Genomic DNA, 15,843 nt, shown 5'->3' with positions numbered 1-15,843 from the left:
TCTCAGGCACAGGCTCCTGTAGTCAGTTTCACGCCCCCATCAGGCAGCCGAACGGCTCCGCCCGAGGACAGTTTATAGGCGGTTATATCCAGCAGTTGCTGCCGCTTCAGCCCGGTCTGGATCTCAGCGGCCAGATAGTCGGGCTCGGTCACAAGCTGGCATCCCAGCGACTTTGCCGCCGCATCATAGCGCGCGATGCCCTCTTGGCCCACACCTTCGGGCGGCAGGGCACAGCCTGCAAGAAAACCAAACGCGGCCAGTGCCGCAATCCGTACGGTGATCATTGCGAACACACCTCTTCTGAAAGCGAGAGCGAGTCATCCGCGGTGTTCATCACCGCCTCTCCCTCTTGCAACATCTTGCCAATGACCGGGCGTAATTCCTTGGTGGTAAACCCGGCCGCCGGCAATTGGCTATCGGCCTCTGCCCGGCTCAGACGACACCCAGCGCTTTTCATGTAAGCGATGAAATCGGCACGCAGCTCGTCGGGCCCACGTTGCGGCGCGGTGATCTCGGGGTTGCTGGCGATCATATCCGCCGACAGGCCCTTGAATTTCTCGCACAGGCTCGGCTCCAGAAATACCGCCTTTTGATCCGCAGACACACGGATTTCCGCCATCCGCTCCATCTTGTCCATCAAGAGCTGGACCTCGGTCATCTCAACGCCCACACGCGGCAACAAGAGCTTGGCCTCGTCGATGGTCATCACACAATTATTGTCGGCAATCGCAGCAAAGAAGCGTTCGCGCCCCGAATAATCCAGCTTGCCACCACAGACACCGCCAAAGACCACAAGCTGCCCATCGAGGATGCGCGCGCGCTCTTCGCTAACCAGCTGCTCAGTGATGGCCTTGGTCTCGTCCTTGTCGGCGAATCCTGCCTCGGGCATCACCTTGTCGGCCTGATAGGGCGACATGCGACAGCCATACTGCGCCATGACTCCCACAAATTCCTCGATCCGTTCCGAGGACACAGCTTGCGCTTGGGCCATGACCGGCAAGGCACAAAGCACCAGTGTAACCAAACCCCTCATCCAGCCTGCCCCATCGCCAAACTCGCCACTAGAACCACGATCAGCGCGGCAACGCCTGCGCCGATATGCTTGCCCACTGCTTGCCCCGCTCGCGCGTAAATCCAGGCATCGTGAAAGGCCATATAGGAAAAGGCTGCAAAGAGCAGCGCAATCGCCTTCAGATCCCCATAGAGGGTCGCGCCCAACGCAAGCACCAGCATCGCGACATAGCGATTGGCCATGACTTGCGGCAATTGCTCGGCGCGATGGCCCGTGGCCACCATGCCCGCCACCGGGTCGCGCAGGAAAAGGGCGGCCAAAGCCCCCGTCACCAGCACCCCCGCGCCCGAAAGCGCTATGGCAAGGCTTGCCCAGCTCATTACCGGTCAATCTCCCCAAAGACGACATCCATCGTCCCGATGATCGCCGCCACATCGGCCAGTTGATGCCCCTTGGCGACATGATCCATCGCCTGCAAATGCAGGAACCCCGGCGCGCGCAGCTTGGCGCGATAAGGCCGATTGGTGCCATCCGCTACAAGGTAAACACCAAACTCCCCCTTGGGGGCCTCGACCGCGGCGTAAACCTCGCCTGCTGGCACGTGGAACCCTTCGGTATAGAGCTTGAAGTGATGAATCAGCGCTTCCATCGAGCGTTTCATCTCGCCGCGCTTCGGTGGGGTGATCTTGCCCCGCGCCAGAATATCGCCTTGGCCCTCGGGCGCGCGCAGCTTGGCAATCGCCTGATGGATGATACGGAGAGATTGGCGCATTTCCTCCATCCGGCACAGGTAGCGATCATAGCAATCGCCATTCTTGCCGACGGGCACAAGGAAATCGAACTCGTCATAGCATTCATAGGGCTGCGACCGGCGCAAATCCCAGGCCATGCCAGAACCGCGCACCATCACACCGCTAAAGCCCCAGTCGAGCGCCTCTTGCTGACTGATCACGCCGATATCGGCGTTGCGCTGCTTGAAGATCCGATTCTCAGTCAAGAGACCGTCGATGTCATCCAGCACACTCGGGAATTCGTTGGCCCAGGTCTCGATGTCGTCGATCAACTCGGGCGGCATGTCCTGATGGACACCGCCTGGACGAAAATAAGCCGCATGCAGACGCGCGCCACAGGCCCGCTCGTAAAACACCATCAGCTTTTCACGCTCTTCAAAGCCCCAGAGCGGCGGCGTGAGCGCGCCCACGTCCATCGCCTGCGTGGTGACGTTCAGGAGGTGGTTCAGAATGCGGCCAATCTCGCAGTAAAGAACCCGAATGAGGCTCGCACGGCGCGGCACCTCGACGCCGGTCAGCCTTTCAATGGCCAGACACCACGCATGTTCCTGGTTCATCGGCGCCACATAATCCAGCCGGTCAAAATAAGGCAGGTTTTGCAGATAGGTGCGGCTCTCCATCAACTTTTCGGTGCCGCGATGCAGTAGGCCAATATGCGGATCGCAGCGTTCCACCAATTCCCCGTCCAGTTCCAACACCAGACGCAAAACACCATGCGCCGCAGGGTGTTGCGGGCCAAAGTTGATGTTGAAATTGCGGATTTTCTGCTCGCCGGTCAGGGCGTCATCGAAACCTTTGGTGCCGTCCATCACTTCGCCCCCTTCTCATCACCCGGCAGGATGTATTCGGCACCCTCCCAAGGGCTCATGAAATCGAACTGCCGATATTCCTGCACAAGGCTCACAGGCTCATAAACCACGCGCTTTTGCACCTCATCATAGCGCACCTCGGTATAGCCCGTGGTCGGGAAATCCTTGCGCAGCGGATGACCGCGAAACCCGTAATCGGTCAGAATACGGCGCAGGTCGGGATGACCCGAAAAGAGGATGCCAAACATATCGAACACTTCACGCTCGAACCAGTTGGCCGCCGGATAGGCCTCGGTAATCGAGGGCACCATATCCTCTTCGCGCACTGACACACGCAGACGAATGCGATGGTTCTGATACATGCTGAGGAAATGATAGACCACGTCGAACCGCTTGGCCCGATCCGGGTAATCCACCGCGGTAATATCAACCAGCGTGGAAAAGGCGCAGTTTTGATCGGTTTTCAGAAACTCCGCCAACCCCGCGATATGGTTCAGTGCCACATCCACCGTCAATTCGCCAAAGGCCACGTCCCAGCCCAGCACGCAATCACCGCGCTTATGCTCGATATAGCCGCCCAGTTCCTTGAGAGAAGCGCTCATCTGACAATCGTCCCCGTGCGGCGAATCTTGCGTTGCAATTGCAGGATGCCATAGACCAACGCCTCGGCGGTCGGCGGGCAGCCCGGCACATAGATATCGACCGGCACGATCCGGTCACAGCCGCGCACGACCGAATAACTGTAGTGATAATAGCCCCCGCCATTGGCGCAGGACCCCATCGAGATCACATAGCGCGGCTCGGGCATCTGGTCATAGACCTTGCGCAGCGCGGGCGCCATCTTGTTGGTCAGCGTGCCGGCCACGATCATCACGTCGGATTGACGAGGGCTGGCGCGCGGGGCAAAGCCGAACCGCTCCACATCATAGCGCGGCATCGCGGTATGCATCATCTCGACCGCACAGCACGCCAGACCAAAGGTCATCCAGTGCAAGGACCCGGTGCGCGCCCAATTGATGATATCCTCGGTCGAGGTCAGCAGGAATCCCTTGTCCTGCAACTCGGCGTTCAGCGCCTGCGTCGCCACTTCGCGATCCGGCCCTGCGGTATGGGCCCCCGTCATCACTGCCATTCCATCGCTCCTTTGCGCCACTCATAGGCGAAGCCGGCGGTCAGAACGGCCAGAAACACCATCATCGACCAGAACGACGCCATGCTCAGATCCTGAAAGGCCACGGCCCACGGAAAGAGCAGCGCGATTTCGAGATCGAAGATGATGAACAAGATCGACACGAGATAGAATCGCACATCGAACTTCATCCGCGCGTCGTCAAAGGCGTTAAAGCCACATTCATACGCGCTGACCTTTTCAGGATCGGGGTTGCGCACGGCAAGAACGACAGCGGCAAGGATAAGAACAAGGCCCAATCCTATGGCAACGGCCAGGAAAACGAGGATGGGAAGGTATTCCCTCAGCATCTCTTCCACGAGGTGGCTCCTTTCATGCGCATGGATCGGCGCATCAAGATGGCTGCATGACTATGCCGGGTTTAAACCCGCCCCGTGCAGGGGTCAACCGAGCGCGCGCAGGTTTGGCCCCCCCAAACACCGGATTTTCATGTTTTGCATACGACGGTATGCTGTATGGGACGCAATTCGCACGTCCCCCCGGCACCTTACACGCCGCAACGCGGCAAATGCGCGCGACTCAGGCGGGTCTCAGCCCTGCCAACGCGGCGTGCGCCGCTCGAAAAAGGCACCGATGCCTTCGCGCGCTTCCGCCCCCTCCCAACAGGTCGTCAGCGCCGCGATGGTCATGGCAATCGTGTCCTCGTCAATACGTGGCCCAAGCGCCCGCACCAGCGCCTTGGCCTGCCCCACTGCCCCCGGTGCACACTCCAGATAGGGCGCGACCTCGGCCTCAACCGCGGCATCCAGATCGCCCTCGGGCACAGCGCGGGCCAGCAATCCAAGCTGCACCGCCTCGGCAGCATCGAACCTGCGCCCGGACATGAACACGCGCCGCGCCCTTGCCGCACCCATCCGCGCCACCACATAGGGGCCGATGGTGGCCGGGATCAGGCCCAACCGCGTCTCGGTCAGCGCCATCAGCGCATGATCCGCGCCAATCGCCACGTCGCAGACACTCATCAGGCCGATACCCCCGCCAAAGGCATTGCCCTGCACCCGCCCGATCAACGGCTTGGGTAGGGTATCGAGCGCGTGCAGCATCTGCGCCAGCTTGGCCGCCTCCCGCCCACGCGCATCCGGCTCCGCCTCGAACTGCTCCCGCATCCAGCCCAGATCGCCACCCGCGCAGAATGTCTTGCCCTGCGCCGCCAGCACGACCACGCGCACCCCCGCATCCGCGCCCAACGCCTCGGCGGCCCTGTGTAATTCGGCAATCATCTGCGCCGACATGGCGTTGTGCTTTTCCTCTCGCGCAAGCGTGAGGGTCGCCACTCCGCGCGCGTCGGTCTCGAGTCTGATGGTTTCAAACATTGCCCAGCTCCTTGCCTGTTTGCCGCAACCAATCCGCATAGACCCAGTTCATGCGATCCACGAACCAGATCTTCGGCACCATCATCAGGATCGTGCCGAACACCGTCCACACCGCATCGAGCCGCCACAGGCCAACCGCCATGATCAGAGCTCCGGGCAGCGATGCCGCCGATAAAAGTGCTGCCCAATGCCGGTGATGGGCGGCGACCTCGTCGGGGCGTTTCAGAAACACCCGTTCCCCCAACACCCCGCGCGAGGCCCAGTTGTCCAGCGACGCAGGCGGCGGGAACGCGCGCGGATTGACCCAAACCCAGATCATCACGGCGAGCAATCCCGCCCAGGCCCAACCGCCGACCCAGACCCTGGACCAGATCGCGAGAGCAAGAAGCGGCAGCATCGTGAAACGGGTGTAGACCGACCACGGATTAGCATGACGCGCCCAAGTGGCGCCGTTCATCCCCATCGCACGTTCGGCAACCCGGTAGATGCCGCTCATCCCCGCATCGCCCGCGCCATATCTGCCGCCCGCGCCAGCACGCCGGCATCCAGCCCGGTCTCATAGCCAAGCGTGCTGAGGCGCGCATTCACCGCCTCTGTCGCCACATTGCCCGCCGCGCCCGGCGCATAGGGGCAGCCCCCCAAGCCACCCACGGCGGCATCGAAGACCCGCACGCCCTGCGCCAGCGCCACCTCGATATTGTCGAGCGCGTGACCCGACGTGTCGTGGAAATGCCCCGCCAATCGCCCGACCGGCACCACGTCCCGAACCGCCGCCAGCATTGCGGCAACCGCTTCCGGCTTTCCCCGTCCGATGGTATCGCCAAGGCTGATCTCGTAACAGCCCATGGCCCAGAGCGCCTCGGCCACCCGCGCCACCTCGGCCGGGGCCACCGGCCCGTCATAAGGGCATTCGACCACGCAAGACACATAGCCGCGCACGCGCAGCCCCTCTGCCCCCGCCGCCTCCATCACCGGCGCGAACCGCGCAAGGCTCTCCTCGATCGAGGCGTTGATATTGGCGCGTGAAAACCCCTCAGAGGCAGAGCCAAACACAGCCACCTCATCCGCCCCCGCATCGAGCGCGTCACTCAGCCCACGCATATTCGGTGTCAGAGCGGCATACCGCACCCCCGCCGCGCGCTGGATACCACGCAGAACCTCGGCGCTGTCGGCCATCTGCGGCACCCATTTGGGGCTCACGAAACTCGCCACTTCGATCCGCGAGAATCCTGCGCCGCTCAGGCAATCCACAAGCGCGATCTTGTCCCGCGTGGAAATGTGCCGCGCCTCGTTCTGCAACCCGTCGCGCGGACCCACCTCGAAAATCTCGACACGCTCGCCCATCACGCCCCCTCCGGCACCGGATAAAACTCCTGGATATAGATATCCTGCTCTCCATCCCGCGCCTTGGCCCGAATATAGGCAGGCCGCGCGCGCAACCGCGCCCAATAGGCCATAAGGCGCGGATAGGTGTCCAGATCGACGTAATACCGCGCCAATTCAAACCCATAGGCAAACATCACATCCGCCGCCGAAAACCCGGAAGGCAAGAGATACTCGCCGTCCATCCGCGCCTCCATCGCCGCAAGGCTCGCGCGCAGCCGCGCGTTCAGCAGCTTGATCACCGCCGCGGATGGCTGTGCGGGCGGGCGCAGGAACACCTGGTTGAGGTTGAGATTTTCCAAGAGGCACCCCACCGTTTCGGCGTAGGCAAACACCTCAAGCGCGCGCGCCCGCTCGGGGCTGCCGGGTTCAGGCAGCAATCCGGCCTCCGGGTAGGTCTCGCACAAGAGCTGCACAATCGCCCCACTCTCGAACCACACCGCGCCCTGATGCTCCAGCACCGGCACGCGTCCGGCTGGCGACAAGGCCAGAAACTCCGGGCTGCGCATCGATCCATCGCGGATCGAATAATACGCGACCTCATAGTCCAGCCCCAACTCCTCCAACAGCCACATGACGCGCAGCGACCGCGCCAGCGGCACATGATGCAGCCGGATCATGCGCTCTCCTCCTCCAACCGCACCAGCGCCGCACCGGCGCTCACCTGATCGCCCGCGGCGACCAGCACTTCGGCCACAACCCCGTCGCGCGCCGCCAGAAGGCTATGCTCCATCTTCATCGCCTCAAGCACCGCCAGCCGGTCGCCCTTGGCCACCGCCTGCCCCGGCGCGGCATAGACCGCCTTGACCAATCCCGGCATCGGCGCCTCGATCAAGGTGGCATCGCCTCCCGCGGCGCCTTCCCGCGCCAGAGGGTCAACCAGATCAAACGTCAGCCCATAGCGGGCAAAAACCGTGATTCGGTTGCCATCAACGGCGACGCCGGGCGCAGGTTGCCCATCCAGCCGCCAGCGCCCATCCACGCGCCGCGCCGCGATCACCGCGTCACCCACCCGCAGATCATGGGCGTCCGCACCCAGTGTCACCTGGCGAACAGAAATTTCCGCGCCGCCATGGATGAGCCGCACCTCGCGCTCCAGCGGCGACCACAGGACAAAGCCCGCATCAGGCTGCATGTCCCCAAGAAGATCCAGACCCGCCAGCGCCGCCAAAGCCACCTCACGCGGCCCCGCCTCGGGCACCTCCACCAGCGCTTCGAGGTCGCGCGCGATCAACCCGGTGTCCACCTCGCCAGCCGCGAATCCCGCGTGCCGCGCCAACGCCCCCAGAAACCCGAGATTCGTCACCGTTCCGGCGACCTCTGTCCCCTCCAGCGCCGCCGCCAGTCGCCGGAGCGCCACGGCGCGCGTCGGACCATGGGTGATCACCTTGGCGATCATCGGATCGTACCAGGGACTGATCTCGTCGCCAGCCCGTACACCACTATCGGCGCGGGCGATTCCCGGAAACGCCAGATGCGAGAGCGTTCCCGTGGCCGGCAGAAACCCTTTGGGCACATCCTCGGCATAGAGCCGCGCCTCAAAGGCATGTCCGTTGATCGTCAGATCCTCCTGACGCGCCGGCAGACCTTCGCCCGCCGCCACGCGCAATTGCCACTCCACCAGATCGACGCCGGTGATGGCCTCCGTGACCGGATGCTCGACCTGAAGGCGCGTGTTCATCTCCATGAACCAGAACCGATCAGCGCGCAGCCCCTCAGAGCCATCGACGATGAATTCGATCGTGCCCGCCCCCGCATAGCCAATCGCCTCCGCCGCGCGCACCGCCGCCTGCCCCATGGCGGCACGCACCTCGGGCGTCATGCCGGGGGCCGGGGCCTCTTCGATCACCTTCTGATGCCGGCGCTGGAGCGAGCAATCGCGTTCAAAAAGATGCACGGCCCGCGTGCCATCGCCAAAAACCTGCACCTCGATGTGCCGGGGCTTCTGGATATATTTCTCGATCAGCACGGCAGCATTGCCAAAGGCCGTGCGCGCCTCGCCCTGCGCACTCTCCAGCGCCTCGGCAAAGCGCTCGGGCTGCTCCACCAGACGCATCCCCTTGCCGCCGCCGCCCGCCACGGCCTTGATCAGCACCGGATAGCCAATCGCCTCCGCCGCGCCCGCCAGATGCTCAGGGTCCTGGTTCGCGCCATGATACCCCGGCACCACCGGCACGCCCGCCTTTTCCATCAGCACTTTCGCGGCATCCTTGAGCCCCATCGCACGTATGGCCCGCGCCGAGGGTCCGATAAAGACCAACCCCGCCGCCTCAACCGCCTCGACGAAATCGGGGTTTTCGCTCAGGAACCCATAGCCGGGATGAATGGCCTCTGCCCCCGTCTCAAGCGCTGCCGCGATGATCGCATCGCCCCTCAGATAACTTTCAGACGGGGCCGCCCCGCCAATCCACACCGCCCGGTCGGCCAGCGCCACATGCGCGGCACCCCGGTCGGCATCGGAGTAAACAGCCACCACCTCGACGCCCATCGCCCGAGCTGTGCGCATGATCCGGCAGGCAATCTCGCCCCGGTTCGCGATCAGGATACGTTCAAACATGGCCCACGCCCCCGCGTTCATCGTTCTTCAAATACTCAAATTCCACGGCTCGTCCCATATTGCGTCCTCTCAGCACCATCCCAGCCTCGCCCCGCCATCATAGGGCCGCGCCAACCCGGACTCGATCATGGCACGCGCCACCGGAACACCGTCCGCCGAGGCAAAAACCAGAGCGCGCCCATAGTCATCGGTTCCCTCGCGCACGAATTTCACGTCCTGAGAAGTCATCAACATCCATCTCAGCCCCCATTTCGCGCGCAAAGCGTCCCTGAATTCAGACGCGCATTTTGCCGAGAACAATTCCGGCGTGTCGAACCCAATAAGCCGAGCAGAAATGAGCCCTCTACTCGCGCAATACAGCCGAACCGTGTCGCCATCGGTCACACCAGCCAATCGACAGCCGGGGCTCTTAGCCCCCAAAACCGTCATCGCGCCAATGCGCGCCGTGGTCACAATATCTGCCCCGATCGGCAAACCGACAAAAGCAACCAACCCGGCCACCACAACTCCGCGCAGATACAACGTGGGATCGGCCACTCTATCACGCCACCTGCGTCGCGCAGGGTGCAATGGCGAGCGGCCGCGCGGATTTGGGGGCGTTCCAAGGTCCCATTTTGGATGTCGGCGCGCACCTCTGTAGAAATGGATAAGCTTTCCCTTGCGCATAGCCCCCTCACATCCGAAACACGCCAAAGCGCGTCTCTTCCACCGGGGCGTTGAGGGCCGCGCGCAGCGACAGCGCCAGAACATCGCGGCTCTTGCGGGGGTCCACAATCCCGTCATCCCAGAGCCGGGCAGAGGCATAGAGCGGGTGCGACTGCCGCTCGAACATCTCGACCGTGGGGCGTTTGAACTCGGCCTCGTCCTCGGCCGACCAGCTGCCGCCCTTGCGCTCGATGGCGTCACGCTTGACCGTGGCCAGCACCCCCGCCGCCTGCTCTCCCCCCATCACCGAAATCCGGCTGTTGGGCCAGGACCACATGAAGCGCGGTTGATAGGCGCGCCCCGCCATGCCGTAATTGCCTGCGCCAAAGGAGCCCCCCACCACCATCGTGATCTTGGGCACAGAGGTTGTCGCCACCGCCGTCACCATCTTGGCCCCATGCCGCGCGATGCCCTCATTCTCGTATTTGCGGCCCACCATGAAACCGGTGATGTTCTGAAGAAAAATCAGCGGCACCTTGCGTTGACTGCAGAGCTCAACGAAATGCGCGCCCTTTTGCGCGGCCTCAGAAAATAGGACGCCGTTATTGGCGATGATCCCCACCGGACAGCCCTTGATATGGGCAAAACCCGTCACCAGCGTCTCGCCGAACCGCGCCTTGAACTCATCCAGCCGCGAGCCATCGACAACCCGCGCGATCACCTCGCGAATGTCGTAGGGCGTGCGCAGATCGGCGGGCACCACGCCCAAAAGCTCCTCGGGATCATAGGCCGGCTCCTCGGGTGTCTCCCACCGTAGGGTGGGTGCCAACCCACCGCCCAAAGACCCCACGGCACGCCGCGCCAGGGCCAGCGCATGCCCGTCATCCTCGGCCAGATAATCCGCGACACCCGACAGGCGCGTATGCACATCTCCGCCGCCCAGATCCTCGGCGCTGACAACCTCGCCCGTCGCGGCCTTGACCAATGGCGGCCCTGCCAAAAAGATCGTCCCCTGATCGCGCACGATGATTGTGACATCGCTCATCGCGGGCACATAGGCACCGCCTGCGGTGCAGCTCCCCATCACCACGGCAATCTGTGCGATGCCCTTGGCGCTCATCCGCGCCTGATTGTAGAAAATCCGCCCGAAATGATCGCGGTCCGGGAACACCTCATCCTGATTGGGCAGGTTCGCGCCGCCGCTATCCACCAGGTAGATGCAGGGCAGATGACACTCCTCGGCGATCTCCTGCGCGCGCAGGTGTTTCTTGACCGTCATGGGATAATAGGTGCCGCCTTTGACGGTGGCGTCGTTGCACACCACCATGCAATCACGCCCCATCACGCGCCCCACGCCCGCGATCACCCCGGCACAGGGGGCCGCGCCATCATAAAGCCCATGCGCCGCCGTGGCCCCCACCTCCAGAAACGGGCTGCCCGGATCGAGCAACCCCGCCACCCGGTCACGCGGCAGCATCTTGCCACGCGATACATGCCGCTCACGCGCCTGATCGCCGCCCCCCGCTGCCGCCCAATCTGCGGCCTCGCGCACCACGCGCAGCGCCTCCAGATGCCCGGCCCGATTGGCCTTGAACGCCTCGGACCCTGTCAGAACAGATGATGTCAGACGCATGAACGCGCTCCTCGTCTTGGCACAGTTGTTGTATATTTGCCGCATCGTTGCGGCCGTCGGGCAATTTGACCCATATCAAAGTTTTCCGAGTCGGATCGGCGCATACCCCGCCTTGTAAGAACAAGAGTGGACAGACCATGAAACATTTTAACGCCCTCACCCTTTCGGCCCTGCTTGCTTCTGCAGCAGTTCCTGCCCTCGCTCAGGAAAAAGGCGATTTCCTGCTCGGCCTCGGTCTCGGCTGGATCGAACCCGATAGCGCCACGACGACCGCCGTGGGTCGCGTCAGCGCCGATGGCGCGCTCAGCCCGACGATCACCTTGGAATATTTCATCGCCAAGAACGTCGGTGTCGAGCTTCTGGCGTCGCTGCCCTTCGAGCATGACGTGGATCTGGCCGGTGCCGGTCAGGTTGGCGAGACCAAGCACCTGCCGCCGACCCTCTCGCTGCAGTACCACTTCACCAATTCCAGCGCCTTCACCCCGTTTGTCGGCGTCGGCATCAACTACACCTACTTCTTCGATGAAAAGGGCAAAGGCCCGCTCGCCGGTGTCTCGCTTGATCTCGACGACTCTTGGGGTCTCGCGCTGCATGCCGGTGCCGATTACGCCATCAGCGAAAAATCCGCTGTGCGCCTTGACGTGCGTTACATCGACATCGAAACCGACGTCAAAGTTGGCGGCGCGCAGATCGGCAAGGTCAAGATCGACCCGTGGGTCTTCAACGTCGCCTATGTGATGAAATTCTGATCCCCTCCCAAATCGGATCGGACGCTGAGGGCTGGCCATCGCGCCAGCCCTTTTTTCATGGATGAAACACATCATGCCTGCCCCTCTGCCGCAGCCCGCGCCTTGAGCTCCTTGCGGATCACCTTGCCGGTGACGGTCATCGGCAGCGCGTCGAGAAAGGCGATCTCGCGCGGATAGGAATAGCCCGCGAGCCGCGCCTTGACATGCGCCTGCAATGCACCTGCCAGCGCCTCTGACGGCACCTGCCCGGCCTTCAACACCACATAGGCTTTGACGATCTCGGTACGCAGGGCATCCGGCTTGCCCACCACGCCCACTGTCGCCACCGCCGGGTGGGTCAGCAGGCAATCCTCGATCTCTGCCGGGCCGATGCGGTAGCCCGCGCTCGTGATCACGTCATCCTCGCGCCCGACAAAGCGGATATGCCCACCCTCGATCACCCCCCGGTCGCCCGTGAGCAGCCAATCGCCACAGAATTTCTCCGCCGTCTCGCGGGGGCGCCCCCAGTATTCCAGCATCATCGAGGCTGACCCGCGCCGCACCGCAATCTCACCCTCGCCCTCCGTGACGCGGCCCTTGGCATCAATCACCGCCACATCATGCCCCGGCACCGCCCGACCCAGACTGCCCGGCACCGGCGGATAGAGCGCGGCACAGGACGTGCCCACCATGTTGCACTCGGTCTGCCCATAGAATTCATTGATCGTCACGCCAAAGGCGCGCCGCCCCCAGTCGAGCATTTCTGCGCCCAGCGGCTCGCCACCACTGGCCACGCTGCGCAAACCCTCCATGCGCGCATCTGCCGCCTTGAGCATCCGCAGCGCGGTGGGTGGGAAAAACACATTCCTGACAGCGCCTTGCGCGATGATCCTGCCGCATTCCTCGGGCGAGAACTTTGCCATCCGCGCGGCCACCACCGGCACGCCGATCGCCAGCCCCGGCATCAGAACGTCAAACAGCCCCCCGATCCACGCCCAATCCGCCGGCGTCCACAGGCAATCCCCCGGCTGCCCCAGAAAATCATGGCTCATCTCGACGCCGGGCAAATGCCCGGTCAGAACCCGATGCGCATGCAGCGCGCCTTTGGGGCTGCCCGTGGTGCCGCTGGTGTAGATCAACACCGCAGGCTCTTCAGCCCCGGTTTCCGCTGTCGCGAAGCCTCCTACGGGCAATGTCTCGTCTTCGGGGATCAGCGCCGTCACCTCCGGCAGGGCCTCCAGCATCGCGGCCCCCTCGGCATCGGTCACAACCACCTTTGCCCCGGCATCGCCCACCCGGCTGGTCAATGCATCTTGTTTGAAGAGCTTGAAAAGAGGGATCGAAATCGCGCCGATCTTCCAGATGGCGATATGCGCCGCCGCGCACCACGCGCCTTGACTGCGCAGCACGCCCACCCGGTCGCCCCGCCGCACACCGCGCGCGACCAGACCATGCGCCAGCCCATCCGCCATGGCCAGCAGCGCGCCATAAGTCACATCGCGCGACCCCTCACCCGAGAGGTCGATGATCGCCACACGCCCAGGCTCTGCCTTGGCCCAGACATCGCACACCTGCGCCGCCATGTTCAGCCGCGCCGGAATATCCCAGCGAAACCCGGCATAAAGCGCGTCATAAGGCGCAGACCGCAGCAAGGGGCGCATCCCGCTCATGACGCGGCCCCTGCCACATTCACATGCGCCACCCGCCCATAGGCATCGACGAAATACTCATAGCGCCCGCAGACCACCACTAGCCACAGATCAGCGCTTGTCGCAGGGCGCGCCGCGCAATCGCTGCGCAGCGCCCCTTGCCCTGCATCCGCAAGATACCGCGACGCGACGCGCTCGATCACCTCTGTCTCGGTCGTCAGCACCGCCCGTCCGCCCAGCAACAGGCCGATACCGGCCACCGCCGCGATCAGTGCCAGCACCGGCAAGAACAAGAGGCGGCGCGGCATGGGATCACTCCCCGAATTGGCTCGATTGCAGATAGAACAGCTGACTCGCGGTCTCATGCAGATGACAGCTGACCGACGCCGGACCGGCCCCCGTGCCACCACCCCATTGCGACGCGACATAGGCGCATTTCGCATCGCGGAACCCGATCCAGGCCCGCTGCATCTCGCGCAAGGCGTCAGCCTGCTTGGGAGCATAGGACATGGCCTCGGCATCCTGCGCCTTGAGCTTGATCATCAGCGCCTGATATTCCTCATTCAGCCACCTGTCCCAGACGGCGCGCTCGTAATCGGTGCAGGCCCCCATGCCGACAGTGGTATAGCCATCAGAGGTGGCGTTGATGCACGCCTCCGCCGCGAGGCCGGGGCACATTTGGCCGCCCCCCGTCGCCAGACAGGTCTCGACCGGCGCGATGTCGAAAACAAGGTTCTGCGCCATCGCAGGCCACGGCAGGATCAGCGCCGCAACAAGAAGCCCTCTCATGCCATTGCCCCCATCAACTCGCGGCCAACCAGCATGCGCCGGATCTCCGAGGTGCCCGCCCCGATCTCCATCAGCTTGGCGTCGCGGAAAAGCCGCGCGACAGGTGCATCGGCCAGAAATCCGGCACCGCCCATCGCCTGCACCGCCTGATGCGCCTGAACCATCGCCTGCTCGGAGGCGTAAAGACAACAGGCCGCCGCATCCTGACGGGTCACATCGCCCCGGTCGCAGGCCTTGGCCACCTCATAGACATAGGCGCGCGCCGAATTCATCGCCGTGTACATATCGGCGATCTTGCCCTGCATGAGCTGGAAATTCCCGATCGGCTGACCAAACTGCTTGCGCTCCGCGAGATAGGGCATGATCTCGTCGAGACAGGCCGCCATGATCCCCGTGCCGATCCCCGCCAGCACGACGCGCTCGTAATCGAGGCCCGACATCAGCACGCGCACGCCCTTGCCCTCTTCGCCCAGAACGTTCTCGAAGGGCACTTCCACATCGTCAAAGATCAACTCGGCCGTATTGCTGCCGCGCATCCCCAGCTTGTCGAAATGGGGCGAGGTGCTGAACCCCGTCATCGTTTTCTCTATCAGAAACGCCGTGATCCCCTTGCTGCCCGCCTCTGGATCGGTCTTGGCATAGACCACCAGGGTATCTGCATCCGGCCCGTTGGTGATCCAGTATTTCGTGCCATTGAGAACGTAGCGATCATTCCGCTTCTCGGCGCGCAGTTTCATGCTGACCACATCGCTGCCCGCCCCCGCCTCGGACATGGCCAGCGCGCCGACATGCGCGCCACTCACCAGACCCGGCAGGTATTTTGCCTTTTGCGCCTCGGTGCCGTTCAGCTTGATCTGGTTTACACAGAGGTTGGAATGCGCCCCATAGCTGAGCGAGACAGAGGCAGAGGCCCGCGCGATTTCCTCGACCGCGATGACATGCGCGAGATAGGTCATCCCCGCCCCGCCATATTCCTCGGGCACGGTAATGCCCAAAAGGCCGAGATCCCCCATTTCCTGCCAGAGCGTGTTGGGAAAGGCGTTGCTGCGATCCACCTCTGCGGCCATCGGCTTGACCCGCTCCTGCGCCCAGCGATGCACCATCTCACGCAGGGCATTCACATCCTCGCCCAAATCAAATTGCATGACCGCATTGAACATCGCGCTTCCTCCTCCGAAACGGATTTATTGAACACTTGTTCATTTTATACACAGTTGCCCCCACCCGTCAATCACAAGCCTGCGCAGACCTTGGGCAGAGCACCGCCGACACGAGCCCATTTTTTAGATTTTTCAGACTTTCTCCCCTAACTTGCCATATTCAGGGTGTAATAGTTGCCTAATCC

19 protein-coding genes are annotated in these 15,843 nt (G+C 63.2%); 1 reads left to right on the top strand and 18 read right to left on the bottom strand.

The window, feature by feature from the left end; genetic code table 11:
* Positions 1–2 precede the first annotated feature (2 nt).
* From ROSMUC_RS08295 to ROSMUC_RS08230, 14 genes are all read right to left on the bottom strand, one after another.
* Positions 3–284 (bottom strand): hypothetical protein, encoded by a 282-nt coding sequence (locus tag ROSMUC_RS08295; protein WP_037271601.1) that lies wholly within the window; start codon positions 282–284, stop codon positions 3–5.
* Complete coding sequence (locus ROSMUC_RS08290; protein WP_102105899.1) at positions 281–1,033, bottom strand: hypothetical protein; 753 nt, start codon at positions 1,031–1,033, stop codon at positions 281–283. Before ROSMUC_RS08290 ends, ROSMUC_RS08295 begins: the two co-directional genes overlap by 4 nt.
* Positions 1,030–1,392 carry a hypothetical protein gene (locus ROSMUC_RS08285; protein WP_037271596.1) on the bottom strand — a complete coding sequence of 121 codons (363 nt, stop codon included), beginning with the start codon at positions 1,390–1,392 and terminating at the stop codon, positions 1,030–1,032. Before ROSMUC_RS08285 ends, ROSMUC_RS08290 begins: the two co-directional genes overlap by 4 nt.
* Positions 1,392–2,612, bottom strand: a complete 1,221-nt coding sequence (locus tag ROSMUC_RS08280) for an NADH-quinone oxidoreductase subunit D (protein ID WP_037271595.1) — start codon at positions 2,610–2,612, stop codon at positions 1,392–1,394. The genes ROSMUC_RS08285 and ROSMUC_RS08280 overlap by 1 nt, the downstream gene beginning before the upstream one ends.
* Positions 2,612–3,214 (bottom strand): NADH-quinone oxidoreductase subunit C, encoded by a 603-nt coding sequence (locus tag ROSMUC_RS08275; RefSeq protein ID WP_037271594.1) that lies wholly within the window; start codon positions 3,212–3,214, stop codon positions 2,612–2,614. The genes ROSMUC_RS08280 and ROSMUC_RS08275 overlap by 1 nt, the downstream gene beginning before the upstream one ends.
* Positions 3,211–3,744 carry a NuoB/complex I 20 kDa subunit family protein gene (locus ROSMUC_RS08270; protein WP_008281002.1) on the bottom strand — a complete coding sequence of 178 codons (534 nt, stop codon included), beginning with the start codon at positions 3,742–3,744 and terminating at the stop codon, positions 3,211–3,213. Before ROSMUC_RS08270 ends, ROSMUC_RS08275 begins: the two co-directional genes overlap by 4 nt.
* Complete coding sequence (locus ROSMUC_RS08265) at positions 3,735–4,100, bottom strand: NADH-quinone oxidoreductase subunit A (protein WP_037271593.1); 366 nt, start codon at positions 4,098–4,100, stop codon at positions 3,735–3,737. Before ROSMUC_RS08265 ends, ROSMUC_RS08270 begins: the two co-directional genes overlap by 10 nt.
* Before the next feature lie 231 nt (positions 4,101–4,331).
* The gene (locus ROSMUC_RS08260; protein WP_037271592.1) at positions 4,332–5,114 is read right to left on the bottom strand and encodes a crotonase/enoyl-CoA hydratase family protein; all 783 of its coding nucleotides are present in this window, start codon (positions 5,112–5,114) and stop codon (positions 4,332–4,334) included.
* Positions 5,107–5,610 (bottom strand): DUF6653 family protein, encoded by a 504-nt coding sequence (locus ROSMUC_RS08255; protein WP_037271590.1) that lies wholly within the window; start codon positions 5,608–5,610, stop codon positions 5,107–5,109. The genes ROSMUC_RS08260 and ROSMUC_RS08255 overlap by 8 nt, the downstream gene beginning before the upstream one ends.
* The gene (locus ROSMUC_RS08250) at positions 5,607–6,458 is read right to left on the bottom strand and encodes a hydroxymethylglutaryl-CoA lyase (RefSeq protein ID WP_037271588.1); all 852 of its coding nucleotides are present in this window, start codon (positions 6,456–6,458) and stop codon (positions 5,607–5,609) included. Before ROSMUC_RS08250 ends, ROSMUC_RS08255 begins: the two co-directional genes overlap by 4 nt.
* Positions 6,458–7,117 (bottom strand): glutathione S-transferase family protein, encoded by a 660-nt coding sequence (locus ROSMUC_RS08245; protein WP_037271586.1) that lies wholly within the window; start codon positions 7,115–7,117, stop codon positions 6,458–6,460. The genes ROSMUC_RS08250 and ROSMUC_RS08245 overlap by 1 nt, the downstream gene beginning before the upstream one ends.
* Positions 7,114–9,054: an acetyl/propionyl/methylcrotonyl-CoA carboxylase subunit alpha gene (locus ROSMUC_RS08240; protein WP_037271583.1), complete on the bottom strand. Its 1,941-nt coding sequence runs from the start codon at positions 9,052–9,054 to the stop codon at positions 7,114–7,116. Before ROSMUC_RS08240 ends, ROSMUC_RS08245 begins: the two co-directional genes overlap by 4 nt.
* Before the next feature lie 69 nt (positions 9,055–9,123).
* Complete coding sequence (locus ROSMUC_RS08235) at positions 9,124–9,591, bottom strand: thermonuclease family protein (protein WP_052115291.1); 468 nt, start codon at positions 9,589–9,591, stop codon at positions 9,124–9,126.
* A 136-nt stretch (positions 9,592–9,727) separates the two neighbouring features.
* A complete protein-coding gene (locus ROSMUC_RS08230; RefSeq protein ID WP_037271992.1) occupies positions 9,728–11,332 on the bottom strand; it encodes a carboxyl transferase domain-containing protein in 1,605 nt (534 codons plus the stop codon).
* Positions 11,333–11,469: 137 nt separating this feature from the next.
* Here ROSMUC_RS08230 and ROSMUC_RS08225 point away from each other — a divergent pair, with 137 nt between their 5' ends.
* Positions 11,470–12,081, top strand: coding sequence for an OmpW/AlkL family protein (locus tag ROSMUC_RS08225; protein ID WP_037271580.1), 612 nt, complete (start codon positions 11,470–11,472; stop codon positions 12,079–12,081).
* A gap of 71 nt (positions 12,082–12,152) precedes the next feature.
* Here the strand turns inward: ROSMUC_RS08225 and ROSMUC_RS08220 are convergent, their stop codons facing one another.
* The 4 genes from ROSMUC_RS08220 to ROSMUC_RS08205 are packed head-to-tail and all read right to left on the bottom strand — an operon-like array spanning position 12,153 to position 15,658.
* On the bottom strand, positions 12,153–13,730 hold the full coding sequence (locus ROSMUC_RS08220) for an AMP-binding protein (protein ID WP_037271578.1): 1,578 nt from the start codon (positions 13,728–13,730) through the stop codon (positions 12,153–12,155).
* Entirely contained in the window at positions 13,727–14,017 is a 291-nt protein-coding gene (locus ROSMUC_RS08215) for a hypothetical protein (protein WP_037271576.1), read from the bottom strand. Before ROSMUC_RS08215 ends, ROSMUC_RS08220 begins: the two co-directional genes overlap by 4 nt.
* Before the next feature lie 4 nt (positions 14,018–14,021).
* Positions 14,022–14,498: a lysozyme inhibitor LprI family protein gene (locus ROSMUC_RS08210; protein WP_037271573.1), complete on the bottom strand. Its 477-nt coding sequence runs from the start codon at positions 14,496–14,498 to the stop codon at positions 14,022–14,024.
* The gene (locus ROSMUC_RS08205) at positions 14,495–15,658 is read right to left on the bottom strand and encodes an isovaleryl-CoA dehydrogenase (RefSeq protein WP_037271571.1); all 1,164 of its coding nucleotides are present in this window, start codon (positions 15,656–15,658) and stop codon (positions 14,495–14,497) included. Before ROSMUC_RS08205 ends, ROSMUC_RS08210 begins: the two co-directional genes overlap by 4 nt.
* Positions 15,659–15,843 lie beyond the last annotated feature (185 nt).

This window comes from Roseovarius mucosus DSM 17069 (genome assembly GCF_000768555.3).
GTDB lineage: Bacteria > Pseudomonadota > Alphaproteobacteria > Rhodobacterales > Rhodobacteraceae > Roseovarius > Roseovarius mucosus.
This window is presented reverse-complemented; position numbering and strand designations above follow the sequence as displayed.

Coding starts and splice junctions, on each gene's coding strand:
- ROSMUC_RS08260 (WP_037271592.1), bottom strand. CDS start 5,114: ATGTTTGAAACCATCAGACTCGAGACCGACGCGCGCGGAGTGGCGACC.
- ROSMUC_RS08285 (WP_037271596.1), bottom strand. CDS start 1,392: ATGAGCTGGGCAAGCCTTGCCATAGCGCTTTCGGGCGCGGGGGTGCTG.
- ROSMUC_RS08250 (WP_037271588.1), bottom strand. CDS start 6,458: ATGGGCGAGCGTGTCGAGATTTTCGAGGTGGGTCCGCGCGACGGGTTG.
- ROSMUC_RS08290 (WP_102105899.1), bottom strand. CDS start 1,033: ATGAGGGGTTTGGTTACACTGGTGCTTTGTGCCTTGCCGGTCATGGCC.
- ROSMUC_RS08220 (WP_037271578.1), bottom strand. CDS start 13,730: ATGAGCGGGATGCGCCCCTTGCTGCGGTCTGCGCCTTATGACGCGCTT.
- ROSMUC_RS08275 (WP_037271594.1), bottom strand. CDS start 3,214: ATGAGCGCTTCTCTCAAGGAACTGGGCGGCTATATCGAGCATAAGCGC.
- ROSMUC_RS08280 (WP_037271595.1), bottom strand. CDS start 2,612: ATGGACGGCACCAAAGGTTTCGATGACGCCCTGACCGGCGAGCAGAAA.
- ROSMUC_RS08295 (WP_037271601.1), bottom strand. CDS start 284: ATGATCACCGTACGGATTGCGGCACTGGCCGCGTTTGGTTTTCTTGCA.
- ROSMUC_RS08255 (WP_037271590.1), bottom strand. CDS start 5,610: ATGAGCGGCATCTACCGGGTTGCCGAACGTGCGATGGGGATGAACGGC.
- ROSMUC_RS08225 (WP_037271580.1), top strand. CDS start 11,470: ATGAAACATTTTAACGCCCTCACCCTTTCGGCCCTGCTTGCTTCTGCA.
- ROSMUC_RS08210 (WP_037271573.1), bottom strand. CDS start 14,498: ATGAGAGGGCTTCTTGTTGCGGCGCTGATCCTGCCGTGGCCTGCGATG.
- ROSMUC_RS08215 (WP_037271576.1), bottom strand. CDS start 14,017: ATGCCGCGCCGCCTCTTGTTCTTGCCGGTGCTGGCACTGATCGCGGCG.
- ROSMUC_RS08245 (WP_037271586.1), bottom strand. CDS start 7,117: ATGATCCGGCTGCATCATGTGCCGCTGGCGCGGTCGCTGCGCGTCATG.
- ROSMUC_RS08205 (WP_037271571.1), bottom strand. CDS start 15,658: ATGTTCAATGCGGTCATGCAATTTGATTTGGGCGAGGATGTGAATGCC.
- ROSMUC_RS08240 (WP_037271583.1), bottom strand. CDS start 9,054: ATGTTTGAACGTATCCTGATCGCGAACCGGGGCGAGATTGCCTGCCGG.
- ROSMUC_RS08270 (WP_008281002.1), bottom strand. CDS start 3,744: ATGGCAGTGATGACGGGGGCCCATACCGCAGGGCCGGATCGCGAAGTG.
- ROSMUC_RS08230 (WP_037271992.1), bottom strand. CDS start 11,332: ATGCGTCTGACATCATCTGTTCTGACAGGGTCCGAGGCGTTCAAGGCC.